The organism is Pseudomonas sp. H11T01, assembly GCF_048515765.1.
Taxonomy (GTDB): Bacteria; Pseudomonadota; Gammaproteobacteria; order Pseudomonadales; family Pseudomonadaceae; genus Aquipseudomonas.
This window is the reverse complement of the sequence record NZ_JBLYED010000021.1, coordinates 103671-120990: the sequence shown is the minus strand read 5'-3', so window position 1 is coordinate 120990 and position 17320 is coordinate 103671. Positions and strand designations below refer to the sequence as shown.

Genomic DNA, 17320 nt, shown 5'->3' with positions numbered 1-17320 from the left:
TGGTGATGCTTTCCGAAGCGATTTGCATCACTTGCTCGCCACGCACATTGGCCAGTTGACTCAGCTCGGGAACGCCGGCAATCAACTGCTCGATGCCCACTTTGGCCGCTTGATAAGTGGCGCTGTTGGCGGTGCTGGCACCGGCCCCGGCGATAGTCCCGCCAGTGGCGAGGATCACGACGTTAGCCAGTTTTTGTTGGGTTTCGACTTCTTTTGCTTGCAGTGCGACAGGGAGTAGCAACAGGAGGGCCAAGGCGCCCGGAACAAAGGTCTTGAAGGCAGAGTTCATTATTTTCTCTCTTGTTGTAATGACGATGCTGATGCAGGTTCATCTAGAAACGCCCCGGGCAGATCTGAATGCCGTGGGGTCTTGAAGAAGAGCAGGATCTGTACCAATCGCGCTTTGCCGGGATTTTTAATGTAACTATTTGATATATATCATTTTTTTATGATTAATTTGTTTCGTGATGCAGACCGGTGTCCGGTTTTACGACTATGTGGAGGATTTGTGTTCGGTATTACGAAAATGATCACGAAAAAAACGCTTGGCCCTACGAAAGTGGGAGGAGGCCGGCCTTAAAGAAATTCGCATGGGCTATGCGCTGGCAGCCCAGAAAGCCTGAAAAAGAATAACGCCTAGCATCCAAAAAACAGGACACGCGTCGGCGACAACAGGAAACGGAACACATCGATAAAGAGCCAGTTTTGTTTAGCGTCGGCTTGAACTTGAGTATGTGCCCCAACCTATAAGCCGCGCTCCATCCAGCAGGGTGGCGTATTGCCAGCGTCCTTATCGTCATTGCGTCCACCTGTGTCCTAGCTCGTGGACATTCACGAGGTCTCTCGGTCGCCGTCCTTCGAGACCCATAAGCAGATTTACTAGGGCATGCTGTGCCATCGCATTGCGCGTATCGCTTGTCGCAGGAAGGCCGAGCACGGCTCCGCGACCGTTGAGTCCTGGCTGACCAAGTGATTTTGGTTTGAATCATTGTTGCGATCAAATGGCCGGACAAGAGCCCGCCCACGGCGGGTATGACGACTCGGCCCTTCAGGCCCGCCGAAATGGCATAGGCCCAATCTGCGCCCGGCGTGATGACGAATAGAATCGACACTGCCCAAAATGCAGCGAGAACGCTCAAGGTCATGGCGCTACCCACCGTTGCTGCTTACACATCGCTGCCTGCATCGTCCTTCTCCGCTAATTATTAATGCGAGGAAGAATAATGAATTCTTGTTAGAGTTTACTTCCAAAGATAATCAGAAGATTGCTACAGGCGGGGAGATTCTTCTAAATGGACAGGATTGATCGCAAGATTCTTTCTGAATTGCAAAAGGACGGTCGCCTTTCGGTTACCGAACTCGCCGAGCGCGTAGGACTGAGCCTTTCCCCTTGCCATCGACGGGTACGCGCACTGGAAGAGTCAGGTGTGTTGCTCGGCTATCGAGCACAGCTTGAGAAGCGTAGAAGGAGGTAAGCAGGGGGAGGGTGCCCGTCGCGCTCAATGTCCTGTCAGCTCATCTGACGGGACAGCGCGCCCCGGTCACATGAGCGACTGTTTCTTCGATTTGAGGGCGTGCGCAACGCAACCTTGCGCCTTGGCAATCAAGCCAATAGCGGAAAGGTTAGCGTGAGATGTTGTACGCATAATTGGGCACACCCTGAACGAGGTTCGTATATTTATTCGCGGCTGGTTGGGCTGTCAAGCGCGCTGTGTGCCATCTATCCGCGTTCGAGTAATCGCTTGCCCATCGCCTAGCTGTACTGAGACAGTAGCCCCAGAGGGGAACTCGCTTTTTCGGGCACCTGGGCGCGGCTCACTCAGTCAGGCGAGTATCTCTTTCAAGCTTGAGTGAACTCGTCTATTCGATCCGCGATTTGAGGTGTTTTTGATAGGACAAGGCAGCGCGTGTTGCCGACATATTCTTCTATCAGGTACACAGCGTCGCCGACATCCAGCTCCAGTTCCTGCAATGCCTCATCGGGAATTCGAATCGCACCGTCACCATCCCATTCTTCGATCATGATTTTCATAGGTGGCTTTCTCTCGTGTGGGCTCAATTGCTTCTGAATCGGTAATGGTAACGAGCTTTTGCGTACAAGCTCATAGCGCAGCGAGCAAACGTCCGAGTAATTCATTCACGCCCCCAGACACTCAATAGGTCAACAGGATCAGTTCCGTCGCGTTGCCAGGATTCAAGTGTCCCGAAACGGCAATTAGACGACCTGCAGTACTCGCAGTAGTCCAAGGTGTCACAGTCTTTGAAGAGTGTGAGTCGCCAGCCATCAACCACAAAGGAAGTTCCATTCAGACACATCATTTAACATAATATACATTATGCGAACCGTCCTATACGGACGTGGGAGCGGTGTGGTGGTTAGATTTGAAGCCTGGTTCCAGCTTCAGACCTGACCTGCTGTCTCTACAGCATCCTCATCGAGCTCATGTGCCGGCTGCTTCAGCATCGGCAAGATATTTTTCAATAAAACCACCCAATGTAGAACCACTGGACCCGAAGTCCTGCAAATACAGGACTCGTCCACCATTGACAGCAGCATCATGTATTGGACCTTTTGAACCACTAGAAGCATTTTCCTTCTTGTCTGCTGTGATAAGCACAGATGTGAAAGATGCTACAGCCAAGGAAACGTCGGCCTCATTTTTCCCTAGTGAGGTAGATTTCCGTTTGGAGCTGTTACGTAGAAAACAACGCGCGGGCTCTCCTGGGACGTTTGCTTCAGCAAAGCCAAATACAGCGGTGGTCTCAACCTCACAAAGCCCGATACTTTTACGGACGTAATCTTTGAAGGGACGTTTGTCGTCACCGTGTTTGGAAATATCAGGGATCTGAAGCAGTTCTATTTCAACCTCCCTAGTGATGTACAAGGAAAACTGCTCAGAGGGCAATTCAACGGATAGGTCAAAATCATTGGTGAAGAAATAATTCCACACGCAGCTATCGATCGTTACCGAAATGGTCATTTAGCGCTCGCCGTTGTTCCAGTATCAAGAAGACACTCTAACCTTCCTACTGTTACTAGTAATAACCATGGATTATAACTCAACTAAATGACTGTTTAGTTGAGTTATTAAAAATTAAACCTTTCGCATCTGAAATTAGTGCTGTCGATAGCCCGACACCATAGGCCACTGGGCTTGGTTTGCTGGCTCGCAACGTACGCCCTGCCCCTCACGTGGCATTAGTTCTCTCTATCATAGAACATGGCCTGAACTAACTCAGGCCATCCTGGCCGATTGAGCTGTCCTTGTTCCTTGTCCCTGTCATTGCACTCGCACAGGTTAAGCCTCAAATACTGGCGAGCATTGCCTGCTCGAGGTCATTCCCATCAGCATGAAAATGACTCGAGCTTATAAGCCGCTGAACTTAGTCTCTCAGACCTTTGCCAGCGCGGTCATTGACGTTGCACTCTCAATATCAAGCATTTGGACGTGCACCTGCGCCTCCTCTTCGCTCATCAACTCCCCTTCCCACTTGGCCACCACCGCGGTCGCGATCGAATTGCCCACGGCGTTAGTCGCCGAGCGTCCCATATCGAGGAAGGTATCAACCCCCAGGATCAGCAGAAGCCCGGCTTCCGGGATGTTGAACTGGCTCAGGGTCGCTGCGATCACCACCAGCGAGGCTCGCGGTACGCCAGCCATACCCTTGGAGGTCAGCATCAGGATCAACAGCATGGTGATCTGGGTGCCGATGGTCAGTTCAATGCCATAGGCCTGAGCGATGAACAGCACAGCAAAGGTGCAATACATCATCGAGCCGTCAAGATTGAACGAGTACCCCATGGGCATGACAAAACTGGAAATTTTGCGCTTGACACCAAAGCGGTCCAGAGCATCAAGGATTTTCGGGTAGGCCGACTCGGAACTGGCCGTGGCGAAGGACAGCAGGAAGGCTTCCTTGATCAGCACCACCAGCTTGAACACTCGAGGCCCGAGAAACAGCAGGCCAGCCAGCACCAGCAGTCCCCACAACAAGAACAGCCCCAGATAAAAATCGCCCATGAAAACAGCGAATTTCAACAGGATTGCCAACCCGTTCACCGACACGGTCGCGGCCATGGCGGCCATCACCGCGATGGGCGCCAGCTTCATCACATAACCGGTGATTTTCAGCATGGCGTGGGACAGGTCTTCTATCAGACCGACAAGGCGTTCGGCCTTTTTGCCCAACGCCGCCAGCGCGACGCCGAAGAACATGGAGAACACCACGATCTGCAGGATTTCGTTGTTGGCCATTGCCTCGGCGAAGGACTTGGGCACCAGGTGGAGGACGAAATCCTTCAGGGTAAAGGCTGACGTCGCAAGGTTAGTGTGGGCACCGATATCGGGTAGTGGAAGGCCAAGGTTATGACCAGGCTGTAGCAGATTGGCCATGACCAGTCCCACTACCAGAGATACTAGCGAAGCCGTCACAAACCAACCCAAGGACTTGGCGAATACGCGTCCGACCGAGGCGGCATCCCCCATATGCGCAATGCCGACCACCAGGGTCGAGAACACCAGTGGCCCGATCAGCATTTTGATCAAGCGTAAAAAGACATCCGAGACAATGGAGATATACCCCGCCACTTTGGTCGCCGACTCCTTGTCCGGGAAATTGATAAACACCATGTAACCAATCACGATCCCCAACGTCATGGCTATCAGAATCCATGCTGCTGCCGGTAATTTGCGTTTCATAAAACACCTCTAATTCAATCCAGTGCTGATTGCCTCAATGGCAGCCGCTCATTCGCAATGCGTTTCATCCGTGCAAACTGACCAACCCAAGGTCATTCAAGAAAGCTGACTCAGCAGCAGACAAACCGCCCTGGAATCCGGGCGGTGCCTGTAAAAGAGGTAACGAGCTAGTTTTTGTTGGTGGCCGCCGCCATGTAGGCGTCAGGCGGCTCCGGCAGTGCGGCAAGCATGTCGTGCAGTCCGGCAGCCCACTGCATTCGGATACGAATGAAGTAGGGGTCGTCGTGAGTGACGCGATAACTTTGCGTGTAGGTGAAGCTGTCTTTCTTGTACACCAGCAGATCCAGCGGCATGCCCACCGACAGGTTGCTGCGCATGGTCGAGTCGAACGATATCAGCCCGCAGCGCAGCCCCTCATCGAGTGACGTCCGGTACGTCAGGTTACGATCGAGTATCGGCCTGCCGTATTTGCTTTCACCCAATTGCAGGAACGGCGTGTCTTCAGTCGCTTGAATGAAGTTGCCTTGCGGATAAATGCTGTACACGTCCATGGGACCGTCCGCGATCTGCCCACCGACCAGAAAAGAGCAACTCAGGTCGATCTTGCCTGCCAACTTGGTACGATCCCGGGCAACGACTTCGCGGAGGTTTCGGCCACCAGCACGGTGGCGTCATAGAGTGTCCGGACATTCAACAGATGCTGACCCGCCCCGCTGGAACGCTGCTTGAGCAGGTTGACCACCGATTGCGAGGTGGCCAGGTTGCCCGCCGTTTGCAGCACGATCAGCCGCTCGCCCGGTGTGCTGAAAATAAACAACTTACGGAACGTTGAAATCTGGTCGATACCCGCATTGGTCCGTGAGTCGGAGATGAACACCAGTCCGTCGGCCAAGTGCATAGCGACGCAATAAGTCATTTGCGTTAACTCGTGAATTGGGGATGAGCGGCCATACCGTCTCCATGACGGTATGGCCGGTTACCGTTACGGCTATGAGCAAGGTTTACTGGTGCTGAACCTGAAACAGGGACGTCACCTGCACCCGTGCAAGCATTTGCTCGGCCCCGCCCCCGCGACGCATGCCGCGCACCGGGCAGGCGTCGAGGTACTCGAGGCCCACCGCCAGTTTCAAATGGCGCTCGGGCCGGATCAGCCGGTTGGTCACGTCGAAGCTGTACCAGCCATCGTCGAGCCAGGCTTCGGCCCAGGCGTGGCTAGCCAGATGGCTTTCATCTTCGGTGCACAGGTAACCGGAGACATAACGCGCCGGGATCCCCAGGCTACGAGCGCAGGCCAGGAACGCGTGGGTGTGGTCCTGACAGACCCCGACCCCGGCGGCAAAGGCTTGCGCGGCGGTGGTGTCCACGGTGGTTGCGCCCGGGCTGTAGACCATGTGATCGGCCAGGCCATTCATCAGGTCGATCAGCGCCGCCCGGTCACGCCGCGTGCCGCAGTGCTGCACGGCAAAAGCGTTCAGGGCGTCATCGGTCTTGGTCAGATGGCTGGTGCGCAAGAACGGCAGCGGCGACTGAGTGTCGTGCTCCACGTCCAGCGTCTGGTCGATTTCAACCTGGCCATAGGCGGTCAGCACGAGGGCGCCATGGGGCTCGTCCATCGTTAACACATGCAGGATGTTGCCGTAAGGATCGAGCTGGCTGCGCACCAAACGCGGCAATTCCAGGTGCCATTCCAAAATGCGCTGGCGCTCGCTGTTTTGCGGTGTCAGACGCAGGAACTGGATGCTGGTGCAGACTTCATCGGCGTAGCTGTAGGTGGTGTCGTGGCGTATGGAAAGTTTCATACGACCTCCAGATAGGACTCGTGAACGGTCTGACCCAGGTGGCGAATCCGGGCAATGAAATCGGTCAACCACAGGTGCAGGCCCGAACCCAGGATCTCGTCGATCCCGGTGTAACGCAGCCGCGCGTTCAGCTCTGCAGCCAGGCGCTGAGCCGGACGTCCGTTGTTGCCTGGCAGGCTGGCAAGGATCTGGTCCAGCTCCTCGACACAAGCGTGCAGCGAGCGCGGCACGTCGCCGCGCAACAGCAGCATCTCGGAGACCTGCTCTGCGCCCGGCGCATTGCGGTAGATCTCGTTGAATGCCTCAAAGGATGACAAGGCACGCAGCAAGGCGCTCCACTGGTAGTAGCCGCGGGCCGAGTTGTCACTGACCTCCTCCGACTCCTCGCCGAACATTTCGTAGCGCGCGTCCAGCAGCCGCAGGGTGTTGTCGGCCCGTTCGAGGAAGGTGCCCAGGCGAATGAAGCAGTAAGCATCGTTGCGCATGATCGTGCCCGAGGTCGCCCCGCGGAACAGATGAGAGCGCTCTTTGACCCACTCGCAGAAATGGCTGATGCCGTAATGACCCAGACCATTGCTGGCGATGTTGCGCATCTCAAGCCAGGTGGCGTTGATGTTCTCCCACATGTCGGCGGTGATGCGCCCACGCACTGCGTGCGCATTGGCCCGAGCCGCCTGCAGGCAGCAATAGATACTGTCGGGGTTGGTTTCATCCAGCGCGAAGAAGTGCAGCATGCGCTCGGTGTTGAGTTCGCCGTAGCGTTCGTTGTAGTCGTCCAGCGTGCCGGCGGCCAATAGCGACATCGCCAGCTCGGCGCGGCCATCGGTGCGGCCATCGGTGCGCCCGGCCTGGGGCATCAGCGACAGCGAGTAACTGACTTCGAGCATGCGCGCCAGATTTTCGGCGCGCTCCAGGTAACGGGACATCCAGTAGAGGTCCGAAGCGGTTCTTGAAAGCATGTCTTAGTCCTCCACTACCCAAGTGTCTTTGGTGCCGCCGCCCTGAGACGAGTTCACCACCAGCGAGCCTTCGCGCAATGCCACGCGGGTCAGGCCACCAGGAACCAGACGGGTTTCGCTGCCCGACAGCACAAACGGGCGCAGGTCAATGTGGCGTGGGGCGATGCCGTTTTCGACAAAGGTCGGGCACGTCGACAGGCACAGGGTTGGTTGGGCGATATAGGCTTCAGGGCGGGCCTTGAGGCGCGCGCGAAAATCCTCGATTTCCGCCGCCGTGGCCGCCGGTCCCACCAGCATCCCGTAGCCGCCGGAACCCTGGGTTTCCTTGACCACCAGCTCGGGCAGGTTCGCCAACACGTGGGACAATTCTTCCGGCTTGCGGCATTGCCAGGTGGGCACGTTTTTCAGGATCGGCTCTTCATTGAGGTAGAAGCGAATCATGTCAGTGACGTAGGGGTAAATTGACTTGTCGTCCGCTACCCCGGTACCCACGGCGTTGGCCAGGATCACGTTCCCCGAACGATAGGCAGCCACCAGTCCAGGGACACCCAGCATGGAGTCCGGATTGAAGGACAGCGGATCGAGGAACGCATCGTCGAGGCGGCGATAGATGACATCCACCTGCTTCGGGCCAGAGGTGGTTCGCATATAGACACGATCATCGCGGACAAACAGGTCGGCGCCCTCAACCAGTTCCACCCCCATTTCTCGGGCCAGGAACGCGTGCTCGAAGTAAGCACTGTTGAAGCGGCCCGGGGTCAGCACCACCGTTGTGGGATTGTCCAGGGGGCTGGAGCTCTTGAGGGTGTCCAGCAGCAGGTTCGGGTAATGATCGATGGGGGCCACGCGCTGGGCGGCGAAGAGTTCGGGGAATAAGCGCATCATCATCTTGCGGTCTTCGAGCATGTAGCTCACGCCGCTGGGAGTACGCAGGTTGTCTTCCAGCACGTAGTAACTGCCGTCACCGTCACGCACCAGATCGACGCCGGCGATATGGGCATAGATACCCCGATGCAGATCCAGCCCCCGCATGGCAACCTGATAGCCCTCGTTGGCCAGAACCTGTTCGGCCGGAATGATGCCCTCCTTGAGGATGCGTTGGCCGTGGTAGATGTCGGCCAGGAACATGTTTAATGCCTGGACCCGCTGAATGCATCCGCGCTCGACCATCTGCCATTCGCTGGCCTTGATGCTGCGCGGAATGATGTCGAACGGAATCAACCGTTCAGTGCCCTGCTCGTCCCCGTATAAGGTGAAGGTGATGCCCGCTCGATGGAACAACAGGTCGGCTTCACGACGACGCTGGTCCAGCAGCTCCAGAGGTGTGTCCGCCAACCAACGCGCGAACTCCTGGTAATGTGGGCGGCAGCCACCACTCGCATCATACATTTCATTAAAAAAAGCACGGGACATACCCAACTCCTTGCCGCGATACAGACGGCATTTTTTTTATAACTTCGTTATTTCAATACGATGAGGCCTTACGTTGTTTTAGTGAGTACTGTTTCTGTCTAGCACCTCAGTGTGCGTCGTTAACTTCCTGTTTCATGCTGAAATGGATTCCTCACGATTCCGGCAATTCCTTGACGCGTCCCGACGCCAGAGATTTGGCCATTGTGGTTTGATTTCTGGCGCCCCATTTATAACGCTCCCCGTTATCTTTCTTCGTTAAAAACCACACTTGCGGTGGTTTGAAAGTACTTTTGCAAGGGCTGTGCCCAAGTATTGGAACGACAGATAAAAAACGAAAACCTTCTAAAAAAAGATGCCATAGCGACATTTTGCGTCATTATTGAGACGCAAATCGATAATGCGGCTGAAACGTTTTTCCCCCTTGTAACTTGCACAGCTCTGGCGCGGACAAAAAGGGTGCAATTGGCAACTCAAGTGCGTTTTTTGCTCTATAAACGGGAAATTTATACTCACCGTTTTTATTGCCCTTGTAATACACAGCATCCCGCTCGGCGTGTCGATTAACATCGACGCACTATTAATGCCCCTAAAAATGCACCAAGAGACTCCCTGCAGAACGGAAGTGCCAAGTAGTGATGCAAAAATTTTGGTGGTATCCAGACTCAGGCGAGGCTAACCAAGCCTTTTTGTCACCCTGCACGGAGTGCTCAACTGACTACTGCCCTTCTATATTTAGTTACCGTCGCACCCTAGGTTTTCCCCTTGAGGAAATGGCGAATACGCACAGCAGTGCCGTCGCTCTGAAACCGTCGAGCGACGGCTTCAATCTTCAGTTCCGCGCGCGTTACTCGCTCATGATGACGCAGATGGCCGACCCAGGATTCATCGAAAAAAACTCGCACCACAGGCGCGGGTTCTCGCTGTCCTGCACCAGTCCCCAGGAAAACGATCCGTTGCGCTGGCGCATCCGACGGACAGGGTTCATCGCCAGCTGAAACGCCTGGCCATGCTCGACCGCAATGTCGTATTCGAGGGTGACCATGACCGGCCCACGCTCTTGATCAATGCCCTCTGCCAGCAGCGGCTGCGGCCAATGCAGTGAGGGCGCCAGATCCTCGGCCGTCCTCTGAGGCAAACCTATCCGCCAGCTCAACCCCACGCCCAGCACCATGGTTGTGGCCGCAGCACTAAGCGCCACGCTCATTGAGGCCTGACTGGCGACCAGCCCCCACAACAGTCCACCCAGCGCCATGCTGCCGAAGAACATCAGAATATAGACGGCCAACGCCCGAGCCCGGACCCAGCCGGGTACCGACGTCTGTGCCGCCACTTGAAAGCTGGACAACACCGCGATCCAGGCGGCGCCGCTGAAGTGCCATCGTCGCCATCCACACCTGCACCTCTATCAGGTAACGACGCTTGTCGACAATGTCGGCCAATGCTCCGGCCGGCAGTGCGAGGAAAAACATCGGCACTGCTCCCGCCACCTGCACCAGAGCTACGGTCATGGGGCTGGCTGAAAGCGAGGTCATCAACCAGCCGGCTCGACCTCATGCATCCAGGTGCCGATGTTCGAAGCAATACTGGCCAGCCACAGGCTGCGAAAGATGCCATGCCGCAAAGGGCTCCAGGGCGAACGCGCGGATGTTGCGACGGCACTGTCGGAGGTCTTGTTCACGACCGGCTCCTGCGAAGGTTTTTGAACGACGCGCCAAATACGTACCCAAGGCGATCTTCCCTCAGCCCGTTAAGAGGCAAGTCTTCGCAGTGGGCAGGTTGACAGCCCGTCCTTAACTTACGAGTTCCACCTTCAAGGCGTCACCTGATAACCCCGCCCTTGCAGGCAACTGGTATAGGCCGTTGAACTGGTCGTCGAACTGGTCTTTTGCTGCGCCCGGCGCTCCTGACGCTGGCGCGCGCCACCCACCACAGCTCCAGCGGCCGCGGTTTCTTTGGCGCGATTTTGGCGATAGTCCTGCTTCACATCCTCATTGACACGATCATAAAGCTCGTCATGTTGATTTCCGCGCACCTGTGCACCAGCCGCTCCAGCGGCAGCCCCTACGGCAGCGCCCCGTAGCCTTCCCCCGGAAGGAGGAGGCTGCGTGGAGGCGCTTTGACTGGCCGCCACGTTATGGCAGTCGTTGATGTCCAGCTGGATTTGTTGCGAATTTTGCCCCTTCATGGGCACGACCGTTTCAGCCCATACAGGGGTACAAACTAGCGACAGTGCGATGCACAGGCTGATGGACGGCAACCTACTCATGATGACCTCCGACAGAGTCCGGGACTCTGCATGAACGCTGGGTCGGTAGACAGACAGGTAACTACATCGCACATCGCAATACTGGGCTTCGCACTACAAAAAAGAGTGTAGAACACGACCAGATTGTCCGTCTCCCGCACCCTCCTCCCTAGACTCTCGGAGCGCTATTGATTGCCCTTCTGCGTTCACGATGCCCTCAGGGGTTCCTCGATCCGCACCTTGGTCGCCACCGGGGTAGCCTCCACGACTGGGGCATCAGCCGTCATGAATCGACGGCTGACGGTCCCATACAAGGTCCATCCGAGCATGGTGACGATACCGCCCAGCATCATTGCATCGGCACCGGCGCTATACAGCGCGTAGTAGCTATAAGCAGCTGCGATATAGGCGATGCCATTGGCAAACAGAGCTTTGCGGGGAGTGACACCGGCAGCCTTCTGGATCGTCATCAGCGCCGCCATCGACATCAAGTAGGGAACCAGGTTGGTCACGACCGCCAGGTTGACGATCATGTCGAACTGTTTGCTCAGGTCCGGGCTGATGGTCATTAGCGTCAACGCGGTCTGGCAAACCACCAGCACCAGCATGCCGGCGATGGGTGTGCCGGACGCGGTGGTCCTGGCGAATATCTTCAGGAAATAGCCGACATCGGCAGAGCTTTTGAAGACCTGAGCAATGGTGAACTGCCAACCGAGCAGCGAACCGATACAGGCCACGATCATCAGCCCCATGACGATGTTGCCTACCAGCGGCGTGAACATGGTGGCGAACGCCAGCCCGAACGGTGCGGTGGAGACAGCAAGGTCCATGTTCGGCACGATCCCGGCAATCACGTTAGTCGAGACGATATAGATGACCGCCGCACCGATGGTCCCGCCCAATACGGCGATCGGCACGTTACGCTCAGGATTTTCCACAGCGTCGGTGTTCGCGCACGCCGATTCAAGCCCCAGAAAGGCCCAGAGGGTAATCGAGATCGATGCGCCAACGGCTTGAAACAACGGAGTGTCGTGAGGGTTCCAGGCGGCGATGTACAGCGATGAGTCGAACCAGAACCAGCCCAGCACCGACACCCCCAGCACCGGGATAATGACGCCCATGATGGTGACATTGCCGATCTGGCCGGTAATGCGTGGGCCGCCGAAGTTGGCAATGGTCGTCAACCACAGCAGCACCACGGTTGCTACCGCGACACCGATGGGCGTCAGCGTCACATGGAACAGCTCCGTCGCATAACCCACCGCCGTAATCGCGATGGCAACGTTGGCGATCAACAGCGACACGCCATAGGTGTAGTTGGCCATGAAGTTGCCGGAGCGACCAAACGCATATTCGGCATAACCCCCCATGCCGCCGGGCTTTCGACTGAAGCGTCCACATTTAGCGAAGGCATAGGCCAATGCCAGCGAGCCGAGCGCTGTCACGATCCACGAGAAAATCGATATCGTGCCCACTTGAGCCAGCTTGGACGGCAGCAGGACGATGCCCGACCCCAGCATGTTGATGGCCGTCAGCACGGTGAGTTGCACCACGCTCATCTTCTTCACAGTAGTTCCCATTATTTGCACTCCAAAAACGCCCCTTCGCGGGGCGCTGCATTGCGGATAGACGAATACAGGAATGACTTTCCAGCGTCCTTTCAGGAACGTTTTACTGCTTGATCACGTACCCATAAGCCCGAATACGGCCGTCCACTTCGGTCTTGAGATAGACGCCCTGCAGTTCCGGATTGAAGCCAGGCAACCGATTGATGGCCTCTTGCAGTGCCAGGAAATAGCTCAGCACCGCACCAGACCACACTTCACCCGGGACCACACACAGCACGCCAGGCGGATACGGCAGCGCACCCTCGGCGGCGATCCGCCCCTGGGCGTCCTCGAGCGCGATCAGTTCCACTTTGCCGCGCACGAACTCAAGATTCGCCTCGCGGGGATTCATCACCACCGTGGGCATGTGAGCCTTGCGGAACATGTCCTTTTGCAATTGTTTGACGTTATGTCGAGCATAGAGCTCGTGCATTTCCTGGCACAGCTGGCGGATGGTGTAGTCCTTGTAACGGGCCTCGTGAGCGCTATACACACCCGGCAATACGTCAGCCAGTGGCGCGTCGTCCCTGATAAAGCGCTCGAAGCGAGCGATCTGCGCAACCAGGTGCTGCATCTTGGCTTTGCTTTCAGCCGGCGTGAGCAAAAACAGAATGGAATTCAGGTCGCTCTTTTCCGGGACCATGCCGTACTGGCGCAGGAACGTAGCAAGGACCCCAGCATGAATACCGAACTCCGTGTATTCGCCCGTCGCCGCATCAATACCTGGTGTGGTGAACAGTAATTTGCACGGATCGATGAAGTATTGATTCTCGGTATAGCCCTCAAAGGCGTGCCAGCGCTCCTCGGGATGGAACATGAAAAACCGCACATTATTGGCGATTTCATCGGTTGGATAGTCCTGCCAGTAGCGGCCATCAATGGTCGGCGGCACGAACGGCCGGATCAAGGTGCAGTTATCCATCACCAGCTTGCGGGCTTCAATGCCAGCACGCACGCATTCGTCCCAAAGCCGGTGACCACTGCGACCGCTGTGCATCCGCGCATTGACATCGAGTGAGGCAAACAGCGGATAAAACGGACTGGTGGACGCCTGGGCCATGAACGCGTTGTTCAGGCGGTGATGGTTGCAGTAGCGATCCTGGCCCTTGATGTGGCGATCTTTTTTGTGGATCTGCGACGCCTGGGAGAAGCCGGCCTGCTGCTTGTGAATCGACTGCGTCACGAAGATGCCGGGATCGTTTGGCCCCAGTTCGAGCAGCATCGGCGAGCAGTCCTTCATCATCGGAATGAACTGCTCATAGCCGACCCACGCCGAGTCGAAGAGGATGTAGTCACACAAATGCCCGATGGTATCGACCACCTGCCGGGCGTTGTAGATGGTGCCGTCGTAGGTGCCCAATTGGATGACGGCCAGCCGGAACGGTCGGGGCTCGTCGGCTTTGTCTGGCGCCACCCGGCGCAACTCGTCGCGCAGATAGGTTTCGTCAAAACAGTGGGCATCAATACCGCCGATGAAACCGTAGGGGTTACGCGCCGTTTCCAGGTACACCGGTGTAGCGCCGGCTTGAAACAAGGCGCCCTGATGGATGGATTTGTGATTGTTGCGATCGAACAGCACGACATCGCCCGGGGTCAGCAAGGCATTGGTCACGACCTTGTTCGACGCCGAGGTGCCATTCAAGACGAAATAGGTTTTGTCGGCGTTGTAGATTTTCGCGGCGCGCTTTTGTGCTTCCAGAGGCGCCCCTTCATGGATGAGCAGATCGCCCATTTCCACGTCGGCGTTACAGCGGTCGGCACGAAACAGCGTCTCGCCAAAGAAGTCGAAAAATTGTCGACCCGCCGGGTGCTTGCGAAAGAACTGCCCGCCCTGATGCCCTGGGCAAGCAAACGTCGAGTTGCCCCGCTCGACATAGTGTTTGAGTGCCCCGAAGAACGGCGGAAGTAACGCCTCCTCGTATTGGCTGGCCGCTGTTTCCAGTTTGTCGCCGTAGTACTCGGCCTTATCGGTGCCCAGGTCGAACACGCCGCTGATTTGCAGCAGGACATGTTCAATGCTCGGCAGGTTTTCGCGAGACAGTTCGTCTTCGGCGCAAACCGCAAAGAAGATGGGGATATCGAATCCCGATCGACTGATGACATCGAGCAAACCGTTTTGAACATCCACCCCGGTAATAACCGCGGCGGCAATATCTGTCAGATCAGTTTGGGAAAAGTCCACGACTTCGCGCGACGTCAAAAAACTGCTACGTGAGGCCGCGTTTGCGGCCACTTTTAGTTTATTCACCGATTTTCCCTCCATTGAAAGGCCTGAGCGCCTTATGACGCTGCCTGCGTATCGGATGTTATGCAGCGGACCAGATAGCGCCCCTCCTCCACTTCGACGCCATGGGTGTCATGGGTAAAACCGGGGAAGCGTCGGTCATAATCTTCCAGCGCCTTGAGGTAACCGAGTAACGGGCCATCAGCTGCGCCGGCGTTCTCGCCCGGCATCAACAACGGAATACCCGGTGGATAAGGGACGACGCCTGTGGCCACGGTACGCCCGGCCAATTGTTCAAGCGTCACAATCTCTACATTGCCGCGTACCAGTTGCTCATAGGCCATGACCGGGCTCAGATCGGGTACCGGCAACGTCGAAAATGCCCGAGACATGGTTTCGGTGGTACGCAACTCGGCCATCGCGGCAAACATGGTTTCACAGAGGTCGCGCAGCCCCATGCCCCGATAACGTTGCGCATGAGCGGCCAAGAGCCCGGGCAGCACTTGATTCAAAGGGACGTTGGCGTCGTAATCGCGCTTGAAATCGAGCAATGTATTGACCAGCGTGCCCCACTTGCCCTTGGTCACGCCGATGGAAAACAGGACCAAAATCGTGAAGTCGGTGGTTTTCTCGACCACGATGCCCTGGCGGTCCAGGTAGGCCGTGACGACTTGGGCAGGTATGCCCTGCTCGCTCATGCCGCCGCCCGGCAGAATGCCCGGCGTGGTGATCGATACCTTGATCGGGTCAAGCAGGCAGTAGCCATCCTCGATGTCGCCAAAACCATGCCAGGCAGCATCAGGCTTGAGAATCCAGCAGGCCGGATCACTCGCCAGCAACTCCTCATCGGCGGTATGAAAAGGTATCGTCCGGCCTGTCTCGGGATGGGTCACCGTGTCCGGTTGCCAGACATTGAAAAACCACTCGTCCTTCGCTTGAAACTCTCTATTGAGCCGGGCCAGCATGCGCCGGAACGCAATCGCCTCGCGAATGGCATCCCCGGTCAGGGTCTTGCCGCCCGGGCCGTCCATCATTGCGGCACTGACATCGTTGGAGGCGATAATCGCGTAATTCGGCGAAGTCGAGGCATGCATCATGAACGACTCATTGAACCGCGCATGATCGATGGGACGACGTCCGTCACGGATATGAATCATCGAGGCCTGGGACAGTGCCGCAAGCAATTTGTGAGTGGACTGGGTGGCGAACACCGTTGGCCGATCCGGGCTGTGATCGGCCGGCTCACCATGCATGGCGAAACGTTCGCGGTAAATCGGGTTAAAACGTGCATAGCCAAACCAGGCTTCGTCGAAATGCAGTCGGTCGACGCTGGCGCCCAGCAGCTCCTCGACTCGCGACACGTTATAGCAGAGGCCGTCGTAGGTAGAGTTGGTGATGATCGCGTGCATCGGTGTCGGGTCGACCCCCTCACTGACCAGCGGGTTGTTGGCGATGCTCTCGCGGATGGCCTCGACGGTCAGGCGCTGAGGCGGTATCGGCCCGATCAGGCCGTAATGGTTACGCAACGGGACTAAATAAGTCGGAACCGCCCCGGACATGGTCATGGCGTGCTCGACCGACTTATGGCAGTTACGGTCACACAAGGTGACCTGGCCGCGGGTCACGCTGGCCATCAGGATCACGCGATTGGAGGTCGAAGAGCCGTTGGTGACGTGGTAAGTGCGATGGGCGCCGAAGACCCTGGCCGCATACACCTCGCTGGCGCCGATGGGCCCGGAATGATCGAGCAACGAACCCAGTTCACCGACAGAAATCGACAAGTCGGAACGGAACAGGTTTTCGCCAAAAAAATCAAAAAAAGCACGACCCGCCGTCGATTTTAAAAAGGCCGTGCCACCCGTGTGCCCCGGGGTGTGCCAGGAGTATTCATAGACTTGAGAAAAGCGCACCAGCGCGCCGAACATCGGCGGTAACGCGGCGTCTCGATAGCGCTGGATAGCCGCGATGATTCGCCCGCCGATAAAGACGCTGGTGTCTTCCAGTAGCCAGATGAAATCGTCTGACTTCTGCATGGCGTCGAGCGCTATGGTGGCAGCACTGCTGCGGTCGGCCAGGAGGAAAATCGGCACCGCTTCGCTGCGTTCACGCACCGCATTCAGCACGCTGGTTGCTATCTCGTGGCTGTCGTCGAAGCTCAGGTCCCAATCGAGCAGCACGCACTGCACCATCGGGTCGGAATGGATGATGGCGATAGCATCCAGTGCCGATTGCGCCAATATGACTTCTACCTGACGCCCTTCCAGTACCTCGGCCAATTCTCGAACCGCGCGGCCTGCAGCCGTTTGGGCTGAAAGTTCTTCGTGGATCAGCAGGGCTTTCATGCCCAGACGTCGTTGCTGTTTGAAGGTCATC

Annotated in this window: 12 protein-coding genes and 5 pseudogenes; 1 reads left to right on the top strand and 16 read right to left on the bottom strand. The window is 56.8% G+C overall.

Going from position 1 to position 17320, the window contains the following annotated elements:
- Together ACN1C3_RS24855 and ACN1C3_RS24850 are read right to left on the bottom strand one after the other, a co-directional pair.
- Positions 1 to 289: asparaginase domain-containing protein (locus ACN1C3_RS24855; protein WP_419118388.1), on the bottom strand; the 289-nt coding region annotated here is incomplete at its 3' end.
- Between the two features lie 694 nt (positions 290 to 983).
- Positions 984 to 1145: pseudogene (locus ACN1C3_RS24850) on the bottom strand (LysE family translocator); the annotation flags it as partial.
- A 147-nt stretch (positions 1146 to 1292) separates the two neighbouring features.
- Here ACN1C3_RS24850 and ACN1C3_RS24845 point away from each other — a divergent pair.
- Positions 1293 to 1454: pseudogene (locus ACN1C3_RS24845) on the top strand (Lrp/AsnC family transcriptional regulator); the annotation flags it as partial.
- Positions 1455 to 1840: 386 nt separating this feature from the next.
- Here the strand turns inward: ACN1C3_RS24845 and ACN1C3_RS24840 are convergent.
- From ACN1C3_RS24840 to ACN1C3_RS24775, 14 genes and pseudogenes are all read right to left on the bottom strand, one after another.
- On the bottom strand, positions 1841 to 2032 hold the full coding sequence (locus tag ACN1C3_RS24840; RefSeq protein ID WP_419118387.1) for an AbrB/MazE/SpoVT family DNA-binding domain-containing protein: 192 nt from the start codon (positions 2030 to 2032) through the stop codon (positions 1841 to 1843).
- A 101-nt stretch (positions 2033 to 2133) separates the two neighbouring features.
- Complete coding sequence (locus tag ACN1C3_RS24835; RefSeq protein ID WP_419118395.1) at positions 2134 to 2316, bottom strand: DUF7693 family protein; 183 nt, start codon at positions 2314 to 2316, stop codon at positions 2134 to 2136.
- Between the two features lie 125 nt (positions 2317 to 2441).
- Positions 2442 to 2981: a hypothetical protein gene (locus ACN1C3_RS24830; protein ID WP_419118386.1), complete on the bottom strand. Its 540-nt coding sequence runs from the start codon at positions 2979 to 2981 to the stop codon at positions 2442 to 2444.
- Positions 2982 to 3392: 411 nt separating this feature from the next.
- Positions 3393 to 4700, bottom strand: coding sequence for a dicarboxylate/amino acid:cation symporter (locus ACN1C3_RS24825; RefSeq protein ID WP_419118385.1), 1308 nt, complete (start codon positions 4698 to 4700; stop codon positions 3393 to 3395).
- Positions 4701 to 4867: 167 nt separating this feature from the next.
- Positions 4868 to 5616, bottom strand: a pseudogene (locus tag ACN1C3_RS24820) (peptidase).
- An 85-nt stretch (positions 5617 to 5701) separates the two neighbouring features.
- Positions 5702 to 6499, bottom strand: coding sequence for a transglutaminase family protein (locus ACN1C3_RS24815; RefSeq protein WP_419118384.1), 798 nt, complete (start codon positions 6497 to 6499; stop codon positions 5702 to 5704).
- Positions 6496 to 7458, bottom strand: a complete 963-nt coding sequence (locus ACN1C3_RS24810) for an alpha-E domain-containing protein (RefSeq protein WP_419118383.1) — start codon at positions 7456 to 7458, stop codon at positions 6496 to 6498. The genes ACN1C3_RS24815 and ACN1C3_RS24810 overlap by 4 nt, the downstream gene beginning before the upstream one ends.
- Positions 7459 to 7461: 3 nt before the next feature.
- Entirely contained in the window at positions 7462 to 8871 is a 1410-nt protein-coding gene (locus ACN1C3_RS24805) for a circularly permuted type 2 ATP-grasp protein (protein WP_419118382.1), read from the bottom strand.
- 749 nt (positions 8872 to 9620) lie between these two features.
- A pseudogene (locus tag ACN1C3_RS24800) lies at positions 9621 to 10201 on the bottom strand (MFS transporter).
- A 102-nt stretch (positions 10202 to 10303) separates the two neighbouring features.
- A pseudogene (locus ACN1C3_RS24795) lies at positions 10304 to 10549 on the bottom strand (MFS transporter); the annotation flags it as partial.
- A 132-nt stretch (positions 10550 to 10681) separates the two neighbouring features.
- On the bottom strand, positions 10682 to 11137 hold the full coding sequence (locus ACN1C3_RS24790; RefSeq protein WP_419118381.1) for a hypothetical protein: 456 nt from the start codon (positions 11135 to 11137) through the stop codon (positions 10682 to 10684).
- A gap of 185 nt (positions 11138 to 11322) precedes the next feature.
- The gene (potE, locus tag ACN1C3_RS24785; RefSeq protein WP_419118380.1) at positions 11323 to 12696 is read right to left on the bottom strand and encodes a putrescine-ornithine antiporter; all 1374 of its coding nucleotides are present in this window, start codon (positions 12694 to 12696) and stop codon (positions 11323 to 11325) included.
- Between the two features lie 91 nt (positions 12697 to 12787).
- The gene (speF, locus tag ACN1C3_RS24780) at positions 12788 to 14971 is read right to left on the bottom strand and encodes an ornithine decarboxylase SpeF (RefSeq protein ID WP_419118379.1); all 2184 of its coding nucleotides are present in this window, start codon (positions 14969 to 14971) and stop codon (positions 12788 to 12790) included.
- A gap of 32 nt (positions 14972 to 15003) precedes the next feature.
- Complete coding sequence (locus ACN1C3_RS24775) at positions 15004 to 17319, bottom strand: Orn/Lys/Arg decarboxylase N-terminal domain-containing protein (RefSeq protein WP_419118378.1); 2316 nt, start codon at positions 17317 to 17319, stop codon at positions 15004 to 15006.
- Position 17320: the final 1 nt, after the last annotated feature.